17 protein-coding genes are annotated in these 18,577 nt (G+C 41.1%); 11 read left to right on the forward strand and 6 right to left on the reverse strand.

All coding sequences use genetic code 11. The annotated features are described in order from the left end of the window. Window positions 1-21: 21 nt before the first annotated feature. The 4 genes from EL121_RS08010 to sppA all read right to left on the reverse strand — a co-directional run bounded on the left by EL121_RS08010 (window position 22) and on the right by sppA (window position 4,680). Complete coding sequence (locus EL121_RS08010; RefSeq protein ID WP_039198926.1) at window positions 22-1,302, reverse strand: NAD(P)/FAD-dependent oxidoreductase; 1,281 nt, start codon at window positions 1,300-1,302, stop codon at window positions 22-24. A 111-nt stretch (window positions 1,303-1,413) separates the two neighbouring features. Continuing rightward, window positions 1,414-1,932 (reverse strand): SprT family zinc-dependent metalloprotease, encoded by a 519-nt coding sequence (locus EL121_RS08015; protein ID WP_179130574.1) that lies wholly within the window; start codon window positions 1,930-1,932, stop codon window positions 1,414-1,416. Then, window positions 1,933-2,703, reverse strand: a complete 771-nt coding sequence (locus EL121_RS08020) for a ribonuclease T2 family protein (RefSeq protein WP_039195975.1) — start codon at window positions 2,701-2,703, stop codon at window positions 1,933-1,935. It lies immediately after the preceding gene. Between the two features lie 120 nt (window positions 2,704-2,823). Beyond that, window positions 2,824-4,680, reverse strand: coding sequence for a signal peptide peptidase SppA (sppA, locus tag EL121_RS08025; RefSeq protein ID WP_039195977.1), 1,857 nt, complete (start codon window positions 4,678-4,680; stop codon window positions 2,824-2,826). Between the two features lie 111 nt (window positions 4,681-4,791). On the opposite strand from sppA, the gene EL121_RS08030 reads away from it, so the two are divergent. Both EL121_RS08030 and EL121_RS08035 read left to right on the forward strand, forming a co-directional pair. After that, window positions 4,792-5,355 carry a nitroreductase family protein gene (locus EL121_RS08030; protein WP_039198928.1) on the forward strand — a complete coding sequence of 188 codons (564 nt, stop codon included), beginning with the start codon at window positions 4,792-4,794 and terminating at the stop codon, window positions 5,353-5,355. A 26-nt stretch (window positions 5,356-5,381) separates the two neighbouring features. Further along, on the forward strand, window positions 5,382-6,203 hold the full coding sequence (locus EL121_RS08035; protein ID WP_039195979.1) for an SDR family NAD(P)-dependent oxidoreductase: 822 nt from the start codon (window positions 5,382-5,384) through the stop codon (window positions 6,201-6,203). A 107-nt stretch (window positions 6,204-6,310) separates the two neighbouring features. Here EL121_RS08035 and EL121_RS08040 read toward each other — a convergent pair whose 3' ends face one another. Next, complete coding sequence (locus tag EL121_RS08040; protein ID WP_039195981.1) at window positions 6,311-8,461, reverse strand: heavy metal translocating P-type ATPase; 2,151 nt, start codon at window positions 8,459-8,461, stop codon at window positions 6,311-6,313. A gap of 76 nt (window positions 8,462-8,537) precedes the next feature. Next, entirely contained in the window at window positions 8,538-8,738 is a 201-nt protein-coding gene (locus EL121_RS08045; protein WP_039195983.1) for a heavy-metal-associated domain-containing protein, read from the reverse strand. A 78-nt stretch (window positions 8,739-8,816) separates the two neighbouring features. Here EL121_RS08045 and EL121_RS08050 point away from each other — a divergent pair, with 78 nt between their 5' ends. The 9 genes from EL121_RS08050 to parE all read left to right on the forward strand — a co-directional run bounded on the left by EL121_RS08050 (window position 8,817) and on the right by parE (window position 18,370). Further along, a complete protein-coding gene (locus EL121_RS08050; RefSeq protein WP_039195985.1) occupies window positions 8,817-9,203 on the forward strand; it encodes a Cu(I)-responsive transcriptional regulator in 387 nt (128 codons plus the stop codon). A gap of 130 nt (window positions 9,204-9,333) precedes the next feature. Continuing rightward, window positions 9,334-10,377 (forward strand): phosphate ABC transporter substrate-binding protein PstS, encoded by a 1,044-nt coding sequence (gene pstS / locus EL121_RS08055; RefSeq protein ID WP_039195987.1) that lies wholly within the window; start codon window positions 9,334-9,336, stop codon window positions 10,375-10,377. A 133-nt stretch (window positions 10,378-10,510) separates the two neighbouring features. Next, window positions 10,511-11,608 (forward strand): porin, encoded by a 1,098-nt coding sequence (locus EL121_RS08060; RefSeq protein WP_129545060.1) that lies wholly within the window; start codon window positions 10,511-10,513, stop codon window positions 11,606-11,608. A 90-nt stretch (window positions 11,609-11,698) separates the two neighbouring features. After that, on the forward strand, window positions 11,699-12,652 hold the full coding sequence (gene pstC, locus EL121_RS08065) for a phosphate ABC transporter permease subunit PstC (protein WP_039195992.1): 954 nt from the start codon (window positions 11,699-11,701) through the stop codon (window positions 12,650-12,652). Continuing rightward, window positions 12,652-13,503 carry a phosphate ABC transporter permease PstA gene (gene pstA / locus EL121_RS08070; protein WP_039195994.1) on the forward strand — a complete coding sequence of 284 codons (852 nt, stop codon included), beginning with the start codon at window positions 12,652-12,654 and terminating at the stop codon, window positions 13,501-13,503. The genes pstC and pstA overlap by 1 nt, the downstream gene beginning before the upstream one ends. Before the next feature lie 9 nt (window positions 13,504-13,512). Next, on the forward strand, window positions 13,513-14,292 hold the full coding sequence (pstB, locus tag EL121_RS08075) for a phosphate ABC transporter ATP-binding protein PstB (RefSeq protein WP_039195996.1): 780 nt from the start codon (window positions 13,513-13,515) through the stop codon (window positions 14,290-14,292). Window positions 14,293-14,397: 105 nt separating this feature from the next. Next, window positions 14,398-15,087: a phosphate regulon transcriptional regulator PhoB gene (gene phoB, locus EL121_RS08080; RefSeq protein WP_039195998.1), complete on the forward strand. Its 690-nt coding sequence runs from the start codon at window positions 14,398-14,400 to the stop codon at window positions 15,085-15,087. After that, a complete protein-coding gene (phoR, locus tag EL121_RS08085) occupies window positions 15,087-16,379 on the forward strand; it encodes a phosphate regulon sensor histidine kinase PhoR (RefSeq protein ID WP_039195999.1) in 1,293 nt (430 codons plus the stop codon). The genes phoB and phoR overlap by 1 nt, the downstream gene beginning before the upstream one ends. A 77-nt stretch (window positions 16,380-16,456) precedes the next feature. Further along, window positions 16,457-18,370: a DNA topoisomerase IV subunit B gene (parE, locus tag EL121_RS08090; RefSeq protein ID WP_039196001.1), complete on the forward strand. Its 1,914-nt coding sequence runs from the start codon at window positions 16,457-16,459 to the stop codon at window positions 18,368-18,370. Window positions 18,371-18,577 lie beyond the last annotated feature (207 nt).

An 18,577-nucleotide genomic window follows, 5' to 3' on the forward strand; every position in this document is an offset into this window, starting at 1 on the left:
AAATATGACCGCTTGTTTTGCTTAGTGTAACTTCATTGACGGTCTTAGGAAGCGGTTAATTTGACCGACTAATAAAATCAGACCGGTTTTTACCCAGCCGTGTAAAGCAACTTGGTGCATACGGTATAACGAGAGGTAAGCAAGGCGTGCGATTTTACCTTCGATAAACATATCGCCGCTCATTAAGTTACCCATTAAGTTACCGACCGTACCGAAGTGAGAGAATGAAAGTAGAGAGCCTTTATCATTGAATTTAAACGGTTTTTGTTCTTTACCTTCAAGTGCCGCCACAATGTTTTTACCGCATTGTGTTGCCATTTGGTGCGCTGCCTGCGCACGTGGCGGAATTGCTTTACCATCTTGGATTAATGAGGCGCAGTCACCGATGACATATACCGAGTCATCTACCGTTGTTTGTAAGGTATCTTTGATTTCAATTTGGTTTAGACGGTTAGTTTCAAAGCCGAATTCTTTTACAAAATCAGGCGCTTTAACACCGGCAGCCCAAACCATTAGGTTAGCTTCAATTTTGTCACCGTCTTTGGTGATTAAGCCGTCTTCTACCGCTTCAGTAATCATGGTATTTAAGCGAACGTCTACACCAGCTTTGCGTAATTCAGCGAGGGCTGAAGCCGATACTTTTTCGGTTAATGCAGGAATTAAGCGTGAACCAGCTTCAACTAAGGTGACTTTTAGGCTCGCTCGATTCAATTTACCAAAACCGTATGAGTTTAAGTGTTTTACCGCATTATAAAGTTCTGCAGAAAGTTCAATACCGGTTGCACCGCCACCTACGATCGCAATTTTTACATCTTGATCTTCACTGTGAGAGAACTGTAGGAATAATTCCATCATACGTTTTTGGAATTGTTTTGCCTGTTCCGAACCGTCTAAGAAAATACAGTTTTCCGCCACACCTTTAGTATTGAAATCGTTCGATTTACTGCCGATTGCAATCACTAATTTATCGTAAGCGATATGGCGCTCTTCTACTAACAGCTGATTTTGTTCGTTATAAATCGGCGCAAGCGTTACTTCTTTTTTATCACGACTTACTGCAGTGAGTGTGCCTTGTTGGAACTCAAAACCGTGATTTTTAGCGTGTGCACGATAGCTGAGCGCATCGGTGCCTTCATCTAAAGAACCGGTTGCCACTTCGTGTAGCAGTGGTTTCCAGAGGTGAGTTGTATTGCGATCGATAAGAATAACTTTTGCTTTATTCTTACGGCCTAATTTATTGCCGAGGTAGGTAGCAAGCTCTAAACCGCCAGCACCGCCACCGACAACAACGATAGTTTCCATTGTCATAAAATACTCCAAATGATAATAAATTGATAAAAGTCAAAAAATTGCGTTAATTTTAGGCGCTTATAGAATAATGTCTAGTACCTTTTAACGTTATTTTAACGCTTGTTACAAATTGTCTTTGGAAGTGAGGATTTGTTTACACTGCTTACAGAGGTAACGGCGACCATCTCGTACGATGGCATTATGACGACGTAAAGAAAGTAGATGCGTTTGACAGCCGCATTGATAGGCAAATTGTTTGCCGACGACATTTTGCGTATCAAAACAATGGTAGGTTTCCGCCGGCACACCGAAAACTTGTTCCATCATCATTTTCCATTCTTTACCGTGTGGTTGGACTCGCCCGAATTGTTGATAAACCAAAGCGTGAGCAAGTTCATGCGGTACAACTTGCTGAATAAAGGATTGCCCGTTTTCCGCCAATAAAACAGGATTGAAGCGAATTTCATTACGTTGCAGATAAGCAACACCGGCTTTTACACCACGCACGGCATAACTGACCGTCGGTGGTGTAAAAGTTTTATTGAAGTGAGTATTGGCTTGCTCCAAATTGCGTTTTAGCTGACGCTGAACCTGCATTTTGAGCTGACGCATGAGAGCAGTATTTGAGACTGATTCCGTCATTTATTTCGGGCAGTCCACTGGTTGCCATTTTTTATCGTAGCAAACGTAGAGTTCGGTCTTGCTTGCGCCTAAATAAACGCCGCGTAGCTGCGGATTATGTTTACGCATCCATTGGAATAAATCATTTCGGCGTAGATTTTTTGCCGGTAGTTTCAGGCTGTAAAACAACTCTTTTTGTTTTGCAAAATAGCTTTCCGCACTATCGAAAGCGCAGCTGCCGTGTTTTTCCCATTCGCCTTGTAATAATGCAGCACCCGGTGATTCCGGTAGATATTGCTCAATAATTTTCGCTGACACTTCCGGTAAATCGCCTTGGCAATAGCGAGGATGTTGATCAACCGAACGAGCCTTAGCATTTTGTGGCCATAAACCGTGAATAACCCAGCCGAAGTTTTGACCGCCAGCGCACTGATAAGCTAAACGTTGCGGCACATCACCTTGGTTTTTATTGCGTTGTGATTCACAAAAAGCCGGTGACCAAGAAAGTGCCAACATATAGTAATCAACCGGTGCGTGCTTGTTTTGCCCGATTTTATCTTCATACATTTTGGAATCATAATTCATCGAAAGTGCCGCTTGAGTCGCTGAAGCGGATTGTGCCTGCGGTGCTTTTGCAATCGGCGTATCGTTTTCCGTCGCATAGTCGTTTTGTTGCTGCTGCGGCAGTGGTTGTTTAACCGGTTCTGACTTATTACTTTGATTACCGAAAAAATAAGAGATTGCCGCAATAATCAGTAATACGGCTAATTTTATAAGTTGCTTTTGGTTCATATTTAATGGGGTTGGATCACTAGAAAGGGCGCTACTATAAACAAAAAAGAGAAGTGAGGGAAGAAAAAATAAGCGGTTAAATTTGTAAAAAAATTTGCAAATTTAACCGCTTGTAACAAGCTATTTTATCGTGCCGCAGCTGAGGCAATATAAATAGGCGTGTTTAGGATCGTTAAACTGTTGCAGTAATTCGAGCGATTGTTGGGCTTGAGTTGCTACAGGTAATCCTAATAATGAGCCGAGTTGTAATTTCAGGTTAGAGCCTTTTAGGAATGAACTTAACAAGCTATCATCGCTGTCAATAAACCATTGCGCTCTAAAGTGTTCGATTGCGGCTTCGCCTTTCGCTTTACGTTGTTGATTGACTAATTCGGTGATAACGTCATAAGCGGTGTCAAAATCACCTAATTCATCCACTAAGCCGTGTTTTAACGCATCTTCACCCGACCAAACTTGTCCTTGTGCAATTTTATCCACCGCTGGTTTAGACATATTACGTCCACGGCTAACCAGTTCTAGGAATCGGTCGTAGCCGTTTTCAATGCTGATTTGAATCACTTCCGCTTGTTCTTTCGGCAACGTTTTTAACGGGCTGGAAGAGGCAAATGGTGAAAGTGAAATACCGTCTTCCGTTACACCTAAATTTTTAGCGGTTTTTTCAAAGCTGGTTGCTAAGCCGAAAATCCCGATAGAACCGGTAATGGTAGTCGGGCTGGCGATAATTTTATCGCTGGTCGCCGAAATCCAATAACCGCCTGAAGCCGCCATACCGCCCATTGATGTCACAACCGGTTTACCGGCAAGTTGAATCGCTTCTAATTCTTGGCGAATAATTTCCGAAGCCATTGCGCTGCCGCCGGGGCTATTTACTCGTAAAATAACGCCTCTCACATTTTTGTCTTCACGTGCTTTGCGTAATTGTTTGACAATGGTGTCGCTGCCCGCTGAATTTTGAGAGCTTTTGCCACTTACGATTTGACCTTCTACGTTAATCACTGCAATTTTGTTTTCGGCTTTAACATTAAAACGATCTGTAAGTCCGTGTGCATAATCAAAATAATCAATATGCTTGTAGTTACCTTCTTTATCTTCTCCGAATTGTTGAATTAAAGCGGTTTGAATTTGACTTGGTGTGGTAACTTCCGTAATCAATTTTTGATTTAGTGCATATTGCGCATCATCGCCTTTTAATGCTTTATATTTTTCGATATAAGTTTGGCTGTCCGGTAGAACTTGTTCCGGCTGAATTTGGCGATTGCGCGCAATGTCTTGGCGGATATTATTCCAAATTGATGTGAGCCATGTTTGTGCGTTTTGTTTTGCTTCCGGTGACATATCATCACGAATAAACGGCTCTACAGCCGATTTGTAAGTACCGACACGGAAAATATGTGGTACGGCTTCGATTTTATCGAGCAAGGCTTTGAAATAGATATTGCTATAGCTAAGTGCATGAATATCAACAAAACCGGCTTTATTCAGGTAAATCTTATCGGCAAAGCTTGCCAAATAATATTGTGCTTGGCTGTATTGTTCGCCAATAGCGATAACCGGTTTGCCGGATTGTTTAAAATAGCTGATTTGTGCACCGATAAATTGTAATGATGCAATGTCCCCACCTTGGAAATAACCTAAATCAAGCACCAAGCCGGTAATACGCTCATCTTTCATGGCTTTATTGATACTGCGTGCAACATCAAAAGTTGAAATTTTTATCGGCTCATTATTGCCTAACTCGTTTTGAATTAAGCGATGTAAATCACCGTATTCGTCATGATTATCAGCTAAGTAACCGTCTAAATTGAGTTGTAATGCCCCTTTTTCGAAAAAAGGTTGTTGATTTTGATGTTTTGATTCTTGTTGTAATAATGTGGTAAGTGCAAAACAAATCAGTACGAAAATAATAAAGAATAGGCTTAAGACAAGTTCTCGAATACAACGGAAAATCTGATAAAGCCCTTTCAACATTTTTAACATAGTAGTCCTAATGAGTGTAAGTATTTTGTGGGATAAGCTACCATAAAAACGGCTTAGAATTAATAAAATATGTTATTCTTAAGCCAATTTTTACATAAAGTACAGCAGACTATGGAAATTTTAGATTTATTACATCGCCGTCGTTCAAATAAAAAATTTGGTGAAATTGTGCCCTCAGAGGAGCAAGTGGAAAATATGATTAAAGCCGCATTGCGTGCGCCGGATCACGGCAAAATGAAGCCTTATCACTTTGTGGTGATCGAAAAAAGCGGAATGCCGAAATTACGCGAATGTTTAGCCGCTGCCGCAGTGGAATTTGATATGGATGAAAAAAATGCGGCTAAGGCGGATAAACTTTCCAGCCAAGCACCAATGGTGATCGGCATTGTGGCAAAAATTGATCATGAATCGCCGAAAGTACCGGCGTGGGAACAAATTGTGACAGCCGGTTGTGCAACTTATGCAATGCAATTAGCTGCGAATGCTCAAGGTTTTGAAACGGTTTGGATCAGCAAAAAATGGGTAGAAGGATCACTATTGCGTGAAACATTCGGTTGCCGTGCCGGTGATAAAGTGATCGGTTTATTGTTAGTCGGATCACCGAAAGAAGATGATGGTATTTCGTTAGCCAGAGAAGCGGAAGCTACCGAAGGTTTTGTGAGTGTGATTCGTTAACGATTGTAGAAAGTATCGAGGAAAGTATGAAAACGATTCTAATCACCGGCTGTTCTTCCGGTATCGGTTATGCCACCGCTAAATTATTGAAAGACAGCGGCTGGCGAGTGATTGCCAGTTGCAGAAAACAGGCGGATATTGACCGCTTGCGAGCGGAAGGTTTCGAATGTATTCAGCTTGATGTGCAAGATTCGGCACAAATTGCCCAAGCCTTTGAATATATAAAAGCGAACGGCGGCTTAGATGCGGTCTTTTGCAATGCAGGGCAAGGGCAACCGGGCTGTGTGGAAGATTTGCCGCGTGAAGCATTACGTGAGTTATTTGAAATCAATGTGTTTGGTGTATGGGAAGTGATGAATCATGCACTTAAAATTTTTCGCGCCCAGAATCACGGACGTATTTTACTCACCAGCAGTATTTTAGGCTTTGCCGCAATGCACTTTCGAGGTGCTTATAATGCCTCTAAATTTGCGGTAGAGGGAATGGCGGATACGTTACGTCACGAATTACACGGCTCGAATATTTATGTCAGCTTGATTGAGCCGGGCCCGATTTTAAGTGATTTTCGCTCAAATTCTTTGGATAAACTCACCAAATATATTGATGTGGAACATACCGCTAAAACAGCATTTAGCCAAAAGCAATATCAGCGATTGGCAACTAAAAAGAATGATAACCCGTTTGCCAAACCGGCATCAGCAGTGGCGGAAGCCTGTCTGAAAGCCTTAACCGATCAAAAACCGAAAGCTCGCTATCAAGTCACATTCCCAACTAAACTGTTCTGGTGGCTAAGACGTATTTTACCGACTACATGGTTTGATTTTGTGTGCCGTAAGTCCGGTGGCTAGTAGCATAATAAAACCACGGAATACACGGATTACACAGAATAATGTTTCCGTGTTGATCCGTGTATTCCGTGGTTAATTTTTTTAGAATTTGACCGCTTGTTTATAAGCTACTTCAACAATCTCTGACTATTCAGCACTACGGTGATGGAAGACATTGTCATCGCAACGGCGGCGATCATCGGGTTGAGTAGCCAGCCAGTAAACGGGTAAAGCACACCGGCAGCAAGCGGAATGGCGATGACGTTATACATAAATGCCCCGAGCAAACTTTGCTTCATATTGCGTAATACGCGTTTGGCAAACGGTAGAATTTGTACTACCGGTGTTAAGCCGTGTTGCATCAATGAGAGATCGGCGGTTTCGACCGCAATATCCGAGCCGTTGTGCATTGAGATCCCCACATTTGCCTGAGCGAGAGCCGGCGCATCGTTAATCCCATCCCCAATCATTGCTACTTTTTTGCCTTGAGCTTGTAACTCACGAATTTTATCCGCTTTTTGTTCCGGTAAAACTTCGGCAATCACACCGTCTAAACCGAGTTGCTGCGCGAAATATTCAGCGGTCGTTTGGCGGTCGCCGGTCAGCATTAAGCATTGATAACCTTCCGCTTTAAATTTTTCGATCATCGCTTTGGATTCATCACGCAGCTGATCTTCCACCGATAAAATACCGGCTAATTGATCATTTACCGCCACAAAAATTTGCGTGGATCGAGAAGCGGTTAAATTTCCGGAAAAATTGACAAACTTCGCATTACCGACCTTGATTTGATCCTCGCCTAAGTTGGCAATAATCCCCACACCTTTGACCACTTGCACATTAGTCACTTCACAAGCGGTCTGATTTTCAGCAAATTTTACAATCGCTTTGGCAATTGGGTGAGAAGCGTGGACTTCTAAACTTTTTGCCAGTTGTAGCACACGATTCGGCTCGAAACCGTTAAAGGTTTGGATATCCGAAACCGTCATCTCGCCGGTGGTGAGTGTGCCGGTTTTATCGAACACTAGCGTGTCGATTTCTGAACCGGCTTGCAAAGCTTCGATATTCCGCACTAATACACCGAATTCGGCGGCACGAGCCACACCGGCAATGGTGGAAAGCGGAATCGCTAAACCGAGCGCACAAGGGCAAGCGATAATTAATACGGTGGTAAAAATAGAGAGTGCAAATGAAAATTCTTTGCCTAAAAATAACCAAATCAGACCGCTTATCAACGCAATCGAAACCACAACTGGTACGAAAACACTTGCCACTTTATCGACAAACTGTGCGAGCGGCGGTTTACTTGATTGCGCGTGGCGTACAGCATTGATCACTCGGGCAAGAGCGGTTTGGCTACCGACTTGTTCGGCAATATAGATGCCTGCACCGTCTTGAATCAGCGTTCCGGCACGCACTTTATCACCGACTTTTTTCTCAATCGGTAACGCTTCGCCGGTCAGCATTGATTCATCCACCCAAATTGAACCGCTTTCCAATCTGCCGTCCACCGCAAGCCGATCGCCGGTGAGTGCTTGCACACGCATTTTCGGCTTGATGCCTTTTACCGGAATCGTTTGAGTTACATTATTTTGATCAAAAATGACCGCTTGTTGCGGAGCGAGATCGAGTAGTTTTTCTAAAGCAAGTGAGGAACGTTGTTTCGCTTTTAGTTCAAGAAATTTGCCGAGATTGATAAAGCCGATAATCATCACGCTGGCTTCATAGTAAACGTGCGCTTGTGGTTGGGGGAAAAGCGTTAGCCAAAATGAGTAGAGCCAAGCGACGCCAGTACTGAGTGCGACTAAAGTGTCCATGGTGGATGCTTTATTTTTTAAGCTGATCCACGCACCGACAAAGAAATCTTTACCGGTGAAATACATGGTAAATAAACTGACGGCTGCGGCGATAAACCAATAGATTAAATTGGTTGAGTTTGGGATCATTCCGATAAACAGCCCCAAAGCAACTAAACCGAAACCGACAATTAAGGCGACAATAAACTGCCATTTTTTATGGTTTAAAGTGCGCTGCGTTTGCGCTTGGTGTTTGGCTCGGCGTTCTTGTTCGCTTTCTAAAATTTCCGCACCGAAACCGATTTTTTCGACCGCTTGTACCATCGCTTGCGGATCCACTTCACCTTGTACAAATGCGGTTTGATCGGCAAGATTGACCGAAGCAAAAGTGACACCTTCCACTTTCATCAAGATTTTTTCAACCCGACGCACGCAAGCGGCACAGTGCATTCCGTCAATTAAAAGTTGTTGTTCTTTAACCATATCTTTTATTTCTAGTGAATTTAACCACGAAATACACGGATTTCACGGAAATGTTCTGTGTATTCCGTGGTAATAGTTAGATTACTTCAGCCTCAAAGCCAATGTCATCAACGGCTGTGATAAGGGCTTCGGCGGTAGCGGAACCTTCCACAACCGCTTGTTGTGGATCTAAAGTTACGGTCGCTTTGGTTACACCTTCCACGGCATTAAGCGCTTTTTCCACGCTTTTTACGCAGTTACCGCAATGTAAGCCGTCAAGTTTTAAAGTAATACTCATATTAATTCTCCTATTTATAACTAAAAATTTTGGCGTATCATAGACCTTAACCCTAGGTTAAGGTCAAGAGGTAATAATATGAATATCAGTCAAGCTGCGGAGCATTCCGGATTATCGGCTAAGCAAATTCGCGATTATGAAAAAGCCGGTTTACTGCCACAGGCAGCCCGTTCAAGTAGTGGCTATCGAGTTTATTCGGCGGCGGATTTAGAACGTTTACATTTTATCAGTAATGCACGTAAGGTCGGATTTTCTTTAGTGCAGATCAGCGAGTTACTAAAGCTAAATGATGATCCGCATCGCACCAGTCGAGAAGTGAAACAGCTTACCGAGCAACATATTGAAGAGCTTCAGCAGAAAATTGCTGATTTACAACAAATGCTTTCTTTACTGAAAAGTTGGAGTAAGTCTTGCTGTGGCAATGATAGCCCGGAATGCTCGATATTAAGCGGTCTAAAACGCTAAATTTTTTGCAAATTGCTGGTTTTATTTATTTTTGAATTGTCATCAAACCGTCATATTGTTTTTTTAGAATGCGTGTAAACCAAATAATCTATTCCAAACGGCTATTTCAAACATCTATGAGGAGAGCAATATGTTATTGGTAAAAGCAACTAAAAAATGTGTAGTGATCGGGCTTTCATTAGGCGTAATGGCATCAAGTTATGCGGAAACGATTACCGGTGCGGGTGCTTCGTTCCCATATCCTATTTATGCGAAATGGGCTTCACTTTATGAAAAAGAAACGGGCAATAAAGTGAATTATCAATCTATTGGTTCCGGTGGCGGTCAGCAACAAATTATTGCAAAAACGATTGATTTCGGTGCATCGGATGACCCGATGAAAGCGGAATTATTGGAGCAACACAAGTTATTACAATTCCCGGTAATTATCGGCGGTACGGTACCGGTGGTGAATTTACCGGAATTTAAAGCGGGTGAATTGAGATTATCCGGTACGGTATTAGCGGATATTTTTCTTGGCAAAATTACCAAATGGAATGATCCGGCAATTAAAGCCTTAAACGCGTCGTTAAATTTACCGGATAAAAATATTATTGTGGTACGCCGTTCGGACGGTTCCGGTACGACATTCGGTTGGACCAACTATTTATCTAAGGTTTCGCCTGAATGGAAAGAAAAAGTCGGTGAAGGAAAATCGGTTAAATGGCCGACCGGTCACGGTGGTAAAGGTAATGAAGGTGTTGCCGCTTATGTGAAACAGCTTAAATATTCCATCGGTTATGTCGAATATGCTTATGCGAAACAAAATAATTTAGCCTGGGCTTCGTTACAAAACCAAGCGGGTAAATTTGTGCAACCGTCACGTGACAGTTTTATGGCTGCGGCTGCAAATGCGCAGTGGGATAAAGCAAAGGGAATGGACATTATGCTTACTAATGAAAGTGGTGAAAATTCATGGCCGGTGACGGCGGCAAGTTTTATCTTGATTCATCAACAAGCGGATAATCCGGCTGCAACCAAAGCAGTGTTTGATTTCTTCGATTGGGCATTTGAGAAAGGAAAAGATGCCGCACTAGAGTTGGATTATGTGCCGTTACCAAAGAATGTGGTGGAAAAAATTCAGCAAAAATGGCATGATCAAGTCAAAGATAAAGATGGCAAAGCGATTCGCTAATCATTAAATAGACAACAAGCGGTCGAATTTTAGGTTTTTGTTACAACCTGAATTCGACCGCTTTCAATTTGATTGGTACTAAATCAGCATAAAACTCCATCAATAAGAAAGAAATATTAACGATTTTATGTATATGAAAAAGAGTTTTTTATTTATTGGTCTTGCTAGTACATATAGTGTAGAAAGTTACGCTATTACGGTTTATGAAAGGAATGATACAACGATCCATTTTAGTGGTGAAATGAATGTGGTGCTGGATAAACAATATTATCGAACACATCATTATTTGTTAAACGAAACGCTAAACGAATCAATGAATACGAACTTGTCAAATAATGGTTCGGAAATCGGGGTTAGAGTTGAATATGCCCTATCTGATACATTAGATATATTGGCACGTACTGAGTGGAATTTAAATAATTATGAACAAAATCCCTATGGAGACAAATTCGGTTCATTGAGCACACGCCGTGCTTATATCGGGCTAGAACACCAAAAATACGGACAATTAAGTATGGGTCGACAATCTTTGCTAGCGAATGATATTTCAGCGAGTGATTTCGATTATTTTGTCGGAAGTAGTGAAAACGTTTTAACTTACTCCGGTAAGTCGGTTGTTCGTTATGACTATACCGGTATAGAGAATTTGCAACTAAGTGCTAATTACCATTTTTCAGAAAAAATCGACAGTTTTCCCGGTCAACAGAACCATAAATTAAAAAACGGCGTTGGTTTGGCTGGTCTGTATGATATTGCATTAAATGACAGGCAGGCGCTTTCTATTGGAGCCGCTTATAGTTCTGTGAATTATCTTGACCAAGCGAACCAACGTGCATCTCGTGAAGGGGTTCAATTAAGTCTGATTGCGTTTTCGGAAAATTGGATATTCGGGCTGGATACCGGTTTACGGTATCGCAAACAACCGAATTTATTTGAGTATGAAAAATTATTTCTGATTAAATCCGGTTTTAAATATGCTTATTCGGAGCAAGGAAGTTTTTATACGAGCTATGCCTACAGTATCGCTAAACGTAAAAATCTGATGACGGAAGAAATGATTGATCGAATTGTTAGAAAGAGTGCCGTATTAGGAACGGATTATAGCTTGCATCAAAATGTGAACGCTTATTTAGAAGCCGGTTATAGCTATGATCTTGCCTATGCTAATGGCAATAAATTAGAACAAGGCATTGAGAAAATTGTTGCTTCCGGGTTAGAAATTTATTGGTAAATAGCAGACTGGAAAGCGATTTTATATTGTCATAAAACTGTCATATTCTTTTTTTAAAATAAACTCCAAAATAAACATTGGAGTTTTTTTATGCCTAATATTCATAAACCAAGCTGTTTAAATCATCCTTTAGCAGAAGGTTTGTTTAAACATACAACGCAATTTTTTGCTTGGCTTGTCTTTGCTATGTTAGCCGCCATTTTAATTTCATTAGTTATCGGTAGCTGGGAATCGTTAACTCGCTTTGGGCTAAGTTTCTTGTGGACAAACGATTGGGATCCGAATAATGAACGTTATGGTGCGGTTGTACCGGTTATCGGTACTTTAATTTCTGCATTAATTGCTTTATTGATTGCGGTACCAATTTCTTTTGGTATTGCAGTTTTTTTAACCGAACTTGCACCTGAATGGTTAAAACGTCCGATTAGTGTTGCGGTTGAAATGCTAGCTGCAATTCCTTCCATTATTTACGGTATGTGGGGCTTATTTATCTTCGTACCGCTTTTCCAAGAACATATCCAACCCACCTTAATTGAATTACTCGGCGATCTGCCACTTATCGGCGTACTGTTTTCCGGCGCACCTTTTGGTATAGGTCTGTTTACCGCAGGGCTTGTATTGGCAATTATGATTATTCCTTATATTGCTTCCATGATGCGAGAAGTATTTGGCGTTGTCCCGCCAATGTTGAAAGAGAGTGCTTACGGCTTAGGTTCAACCACTTGGGAAGTGGTTTGGAAAATCATTTTACCTTACACCAAAGCCGGTGTGGTCGGCAGTATGATGTTAGGACTCGGACGTGCATTGGGTGAAACGATGGCAGTCACTTTTGTTATCGGTAACGCATTTAATTTACCGGATTCACTCTTTTCACCGTCTGCTTCGATTGCATCCGCGATAGCGAATGAATTTAACGAAGCGACAGGCTTACAAAAATCGGCATTAATGGAATTAGGTTTAATCTTATTCTTAATAACTACGGTGGTACTCAGTATTTCTCGTTTAATGATTTTAAGAATGAGCAAAAAAGAGGGAAATAAATAATGCATCGTAATAAAAATGGGCGTTTTTACCGCCGTAAATGCATTAATAAAATTATGCTTTCAGTATCTTTCTTTGCGGTTGGATTCGGGCTGTTTTGGTTAGGCTGGATTTTATTTACCTTAATTCAAAAAGGGATTCCGGAGCTTTCATTAACGCTATTTACCTTACCGACACCGGCACCGAATGAAGTAGGTGGTTTGAGTAATGCGATTATCGGCTCATTAATGATGTTGTTATTCGGAACTCTAATCGGCACGCCAATCGGCATTTTAGCCGGTACTTACTTAGCCGAATACGGACGTTATAGCAAATTAGCGAAAGTCACTCGCTTTCTGAATGATATTTTACTTTCTGCGCCGTCAATTATTATCGGTTTATTTATTTATGCGATTTACGTTTCGCACGTCAAACACTATTCAGGCTGGGCGGGCTCTTTTGCTTTGGCATTATTAGTGATTCCAGTGGTGGTGCGTACTACCGACAGCATGCTGAATTTAATTCCGAATAATTTACGTGAAGCGGCAATCGCATTAGGTTGCCCGCAATGGCGAATGATTACGATGGTTTGTTATAAAGCGGCACGTTCGGGGATTATTACCGGTGTGTTACTTGCAGTTGCTCGTATTTCGGGGGAAACCGCACCGCTTCTATTTACCGCACTTTCAAACCAATTCAGTTCGTGGGATATGAATGCTCCGATGGCAAACTTGCCGGTGGTGATCTATCAATATGCGGCAAGTCCGTTCCAAGATTGGAATAACCTTGCTTGGGCGGGCGCAACATTAATTACCGGGTTTGTGTTATGTCTTAATATTCTCACCCGTATCTTTTTTAAACAAAAACAACGATAAGGAAATGCAATGAGTAACGAATTAATTTCACTGCAAGACACCAAAATTGCGATTAATCACTTAGATTTTTTCTATGGCGATTTCCATGCTTTAAAAAACATTAATTTACGCATTGCCAAAAATAAAGTTACCGCATTTATCGGCCCTTCAGGCTGTGGAAAATCGACTTTATTACGAACTTTAAACCGAATGTTCGAACAATATCCGAATCAAAAAGCACAAGGGGAAATCTTGTTTGAAGGTGAAAATTTGCTAACCACTGAAACCGATATTGCCTTAATCCGTGCCAGAATCGGTATGGTGTTCCAAAAACCGACACCGTTCCCAATGTCGATTTATGACAATGTGGCATTTGGTATTCGTTTGTTTGAAAAATTGCCGAAATCGGAATTAAATGACCGTGTAGAATGGGCATTGACCAAAGCGGCATTATGGAACGAAGTAAAAAACAAATTACATCAAAGTGGCGACAGTTTATCCGGCGGTCAGCAACAACGTTTGTGCATTGCGCGTGGTATTGCGGTCAAACCGGAAGTTTTGCTGTTAGATGAACCTTGTTCGGCACTCGATCCGATTTCCACCATGAAAATTGAAGAATTGATTTGTGAACTAAAACATGATTACACGGTGGCAATTGTTACCCATAATATGCAGCAGGCGGCTCGTTGCTCGGATTACACCGCTTATATGTATTTAGGCGAACTGATCGAATTTGGTGAAACCAAACAAATTTTCGATAAGCCGAAATTTCAGCGTACCGAAGATTATATTCGAGGTCGAATGGGTTAAATTTAGCTTGAATCGATTTAAACAAGCGGTTAAATTTTGCTGAAATTTTGCAAATTTTTTGCCAAATTTGACCGCTTATTTGGAGCAAAAGGTTAGGAGCAGGAAATGAATGAGAAAATCTTGATTGTCGAAGATGAAAAAGCGATTCGAGAGATGATTTCACTGTTTTTATTACAGCAAAATTATCAAGTTATTGAAGCGGAAGACTATCATAGCGCAGTAAAAAAATTGGACGAAAAGCCTAAATTGATTTTACTCGACTGGATGTTGCCAGGACGCTCCGGTATCCAATTTATTCAATATCTAAAAAAATCGGAAGAGACCGCTCAAATTCCTATCTTAATGCTCACAGCACGCAGCTCAGAAGACGATTGCATTACTTGCCTTAATAGCGGTGCGGACGATTATGTGACTAAACCGTTTTCTCCCAAAGTATTGATTGCTCGTATTGAAGCCTTACTTAGACGTACCTATCAAAATAATGATGTGATTAATATTGATGATTTGATTTTGGATCAAAATGCCAAACGGGTTACCTTCCAGAAAAAAGAAATTAGTTTAAGTAGTACCGAATATAAATTATTACACTTCTTTATGACCCATCCGGAAAAAGTCTATAGCCGAGAACAATTATTGGATTTTGTGTGGGGTAATGATATTTATGTGGAAGACAGAACGGTCGATTCGTATATCCGCCGTTTAAGAAAAAGCTTGGAACCTTGTGGTTTTGAACGTTATGTGCAAACGGTACGTGGATCCGGCTATCGTTTTTCCAACCACTTTCGGGATAATTAATGAAAAAGGTTAAACTCTCTTTTAAACATTTCTTTATTGAAACGGCGTTAGCGGCGGCGATTGCGTTTTTATTCGGATTGTTTACGTGGCATTTCTTAACGTGGTTTGCACTGATTTTAGTCTTATTGCTCATTTGGCATCACTATAATGAACAGCGATTATTGCATTTAATCGACCCGAATCGTAAAAGTAGCCGAAAGGTTTTAACTACATGGGAACATATTTCACAAACGGTCGCTTTTTATCAAAAACGTAACCGCCGAGAAAAAATTAAAACGCTGCGATTACTCTCCAAATTGAACAAGAACATTCAATATTTACCGGATGCTATCATTATTTGTCATCATGATGGCACCATTTTGTGGTGCAATAACGTTTCGCAAGAAATGCTGAATTTCTATTGGGATAAAAAACTCGAAAAAAGCGTGTTTAGTGTGATTTTTTATGAAGAGTTTAAAAAGTATTTTCATCAAAATAAGAAAAATCGACCGCTTGTATTAATGGATCGAGATGAGCGATATATCGAATTTCATTTAAATGATTACGATAGCGAAAGTTATTTAATTATTGCACGTGACGTGACACAAATGATTCGTCTATTACATTCCCGACAAACCTTTTTAACCAATATGAATCACGAATTGCGTACGCCGCTGACCGTATTGCGAGGTTATTTGGAATTGTTGGAAGGACAGGCGGAAACCGAATTACAGCAGAAAAGTATTCAGGCGATGCAATCACAGGCTAAGCGGATGGGGAATTTATTGGATCAGCTGAATTTATTGGCAAAAATCGAAATCTCTTCCAGTAAAGAACATTATGTGGTTGAAATGTCGGCAATGATTTTGGCATTACAAAAAAATGCGGATTTTTTAAAACACAGTAAACAACAAATCATTTTTAATATTACACCGAATATTACCGTATTAGGCGATGAAAACCAGCTGCAAAGTGCGGTGTCTAACTTGATTTATAATGCAGTCAAACATGCCGGTGACGGTGCGACTATTGAAGTGGATTGGCATTGGTGTAATGAAGGGGCGGAGTTTAGCGTGCGAGATAACGGTGTTGGGATTGAAGAAACGCATTTATCGCATTTGACCGAGCGTTTTTACCGAGTGGACGAATCACGCAGTAACCAAACCGGTGGAAGCGGTTTAGGGCTGGCGATTGTGAAATATGCGTTGGAGCAACACGGTTCGCAATTACAAATCAAAAGTGAATTAGGTAAGGGGAGCCAGTTTAGTTTTATCATCAAAAAATCTTTACTTGGCGAAACAAAAAATCATTAAAACAGTATTTTTTACTCAACAAATGGGGAATTTGCCAGTAAAATGCCTGTTTTTCTGTCCATTAAGAGAGCTTAGTCATGTCTGATAAACGCTACGGTGCTGATGAAATTACCGTTTTAAAAGATCTTGAACCCGTCCAACTTCGTCCCGGAATGTACACCGATACCACCCGTCCGAACCATTTAGGGCAAGAAGTCATCGATAACAGTGTCGATGAAGCGCTATCCGGCTATGCTTCTCAAATTGATGTGATTCTCCATGCGGATAATTCGTTGGAAGTGATTGATAACGGCCGAGGAATGCCGGTGGATATTCACTCTACCGAAAAAATTTCCGGCGTGGAATTAATTCTCACAAAGCTACACGCAGGCGGTAAGTTTTCTAATAAAAACTACACGTTCTCAGGCGGCTTGCACGGGGTGGGTATCTCGGTGGTAAACGCCCTTTCGCAACGTGTAGAAATCAAAATTAAGCGTAACGGTGAAATTTATACGATTGCCTTTGAAAACGGGGTAAAAGTAGAAGAATTAACTGTAATTGGCAGTTGTCCGAAAAAACAAACCGGTACTACCGTTCGTTTCTATCCGAATCCAAAATACTTTGATTCGCCGAGATTTTCGGTAAGTCGTTTACGCCACTTATTACGTGCCAAAGCGGTACTTTGTCCGAAATTAACTATCAACTTTGTTGACCATATCAATAACAATAGCGAAACCTGGTATTACGAAGACGGTTTATCCGATTATTTAAGCGAAGCGTTAAAAGAATTCGAATGTTTGCCGAATCCACCGTTTATTGGCGATGTCACCACTGAAACCGAAGCGGTAAGTTGGGCGTTAACTTGGTTGCCGGAAGGGGGCGAGTTATTGGCGGAGAGTTATGTGAACTTGATTCCGACCGCACAAGGCGGTACGCACGTAAACGGTTTACGTAACGGCTTGTTAAAAGCAATGGTGGAATTTTGTGAAATTCATAATTTATTGCCGAAGAGCGTTAAATTAACTGCTGATGACGTGTGGAATCGCTGTGCCTATGTGCTTTCGTTAAAAATTCAAGAACCGCAATTTGCTGGACAAACCAAAGAGCGTCTTTCGTCTCGCCAGGCTTCCAGTTATGTGGATAGCACAATCAAAGATGCGTTCAGTTTATGGCTAAACCAAAACGTGCAAACCGGTAAATTGATTGCCGAAATGGCGATTTCATCGGCGCAAAGTCGTTTACGTGCGGCGAAAAAAGTGGTGCGTAAAAAGTTAGTGAGCGGCCCTGCGTTGCCGGGCAAATTAGCCGATTGTACTTCGCAAGATTTAAGTCGTACCGAGCTGTTCTTAGTGGAAGGGGATTCTGCGGGCGGTTCGGCAAAACAAGCGCGTGATAAAGATTATCAAGCGATTTTGCCGTTACGAGGTAAAATTCTGAATACTTGGGAAGTGTCTTCCGATCAAGTACTTGCTTCGCAAGAAGTTCACGATATTGCGGTAGCACTTGGGATCGATCCGGACAACGATAATTTGGATGAATTGCGTTACGGTAAGGTATGTATTCTTGCCGATGCGGATTCGGACGGTTTACATATTGCGACTTTATTATGTGCATTGTTCTTGCGCCATTTCCCGAATTTAGTCAAAAACGGTCACGTTTATGTGGCAATGCCACCACTTTATCGTATTGATATCGGTAAAGACGAAGTACATTACGCCCTTGATGAAGCGGAAAAAGAAGCGATTTTAGCTCGCCTAGCTAAGAAAAAAGGTAAGCCGAATGTACAACGTTTTAAAGGTTTAGGTGAGATGAATCCAAGCCAATTACGTGAAACCACAATGGATCCGAGTACGCGTCGTTTAGTGCAACTGACATTGGATGAGTTGGATACAACCGAAGAAAACGAGCCGAATACCTTTGAAATTATGGATATGTTACTGGCGAAGAAACGTGCGGAAGACCGTAAGCAATGGCTACAAAATCGCGGTGATGAAGCGGAGCTTAGTGTGTAAACTCTTGATAAAAACAAGCGGCCTATTTTTACGAATTTTTTGCAATTTATTCGGTGTGAATACTCATTCGCCTTTTGCAAAGTTTTAGTAAAAATAGACCGCTTGTTCTTATTAAATTGATGTTAATAAAAAGATAAAAATATTTTTGATAATGTTCACATTTTTATTACATTTCTATTCCTTTCCGTAAAATTTTGTGTATAGTGC

The sequence above is a fragment of the Actinobacillus equuli genome (genome assembly GCF_900636745.1).
GTDB classification, from domain to species: Bacteria; Pseudomonadota; Gammaproteobacteria; order Enterobacterales; family Pasteurellaceae; genus Actinobacillus; species Actinobacillus equuli.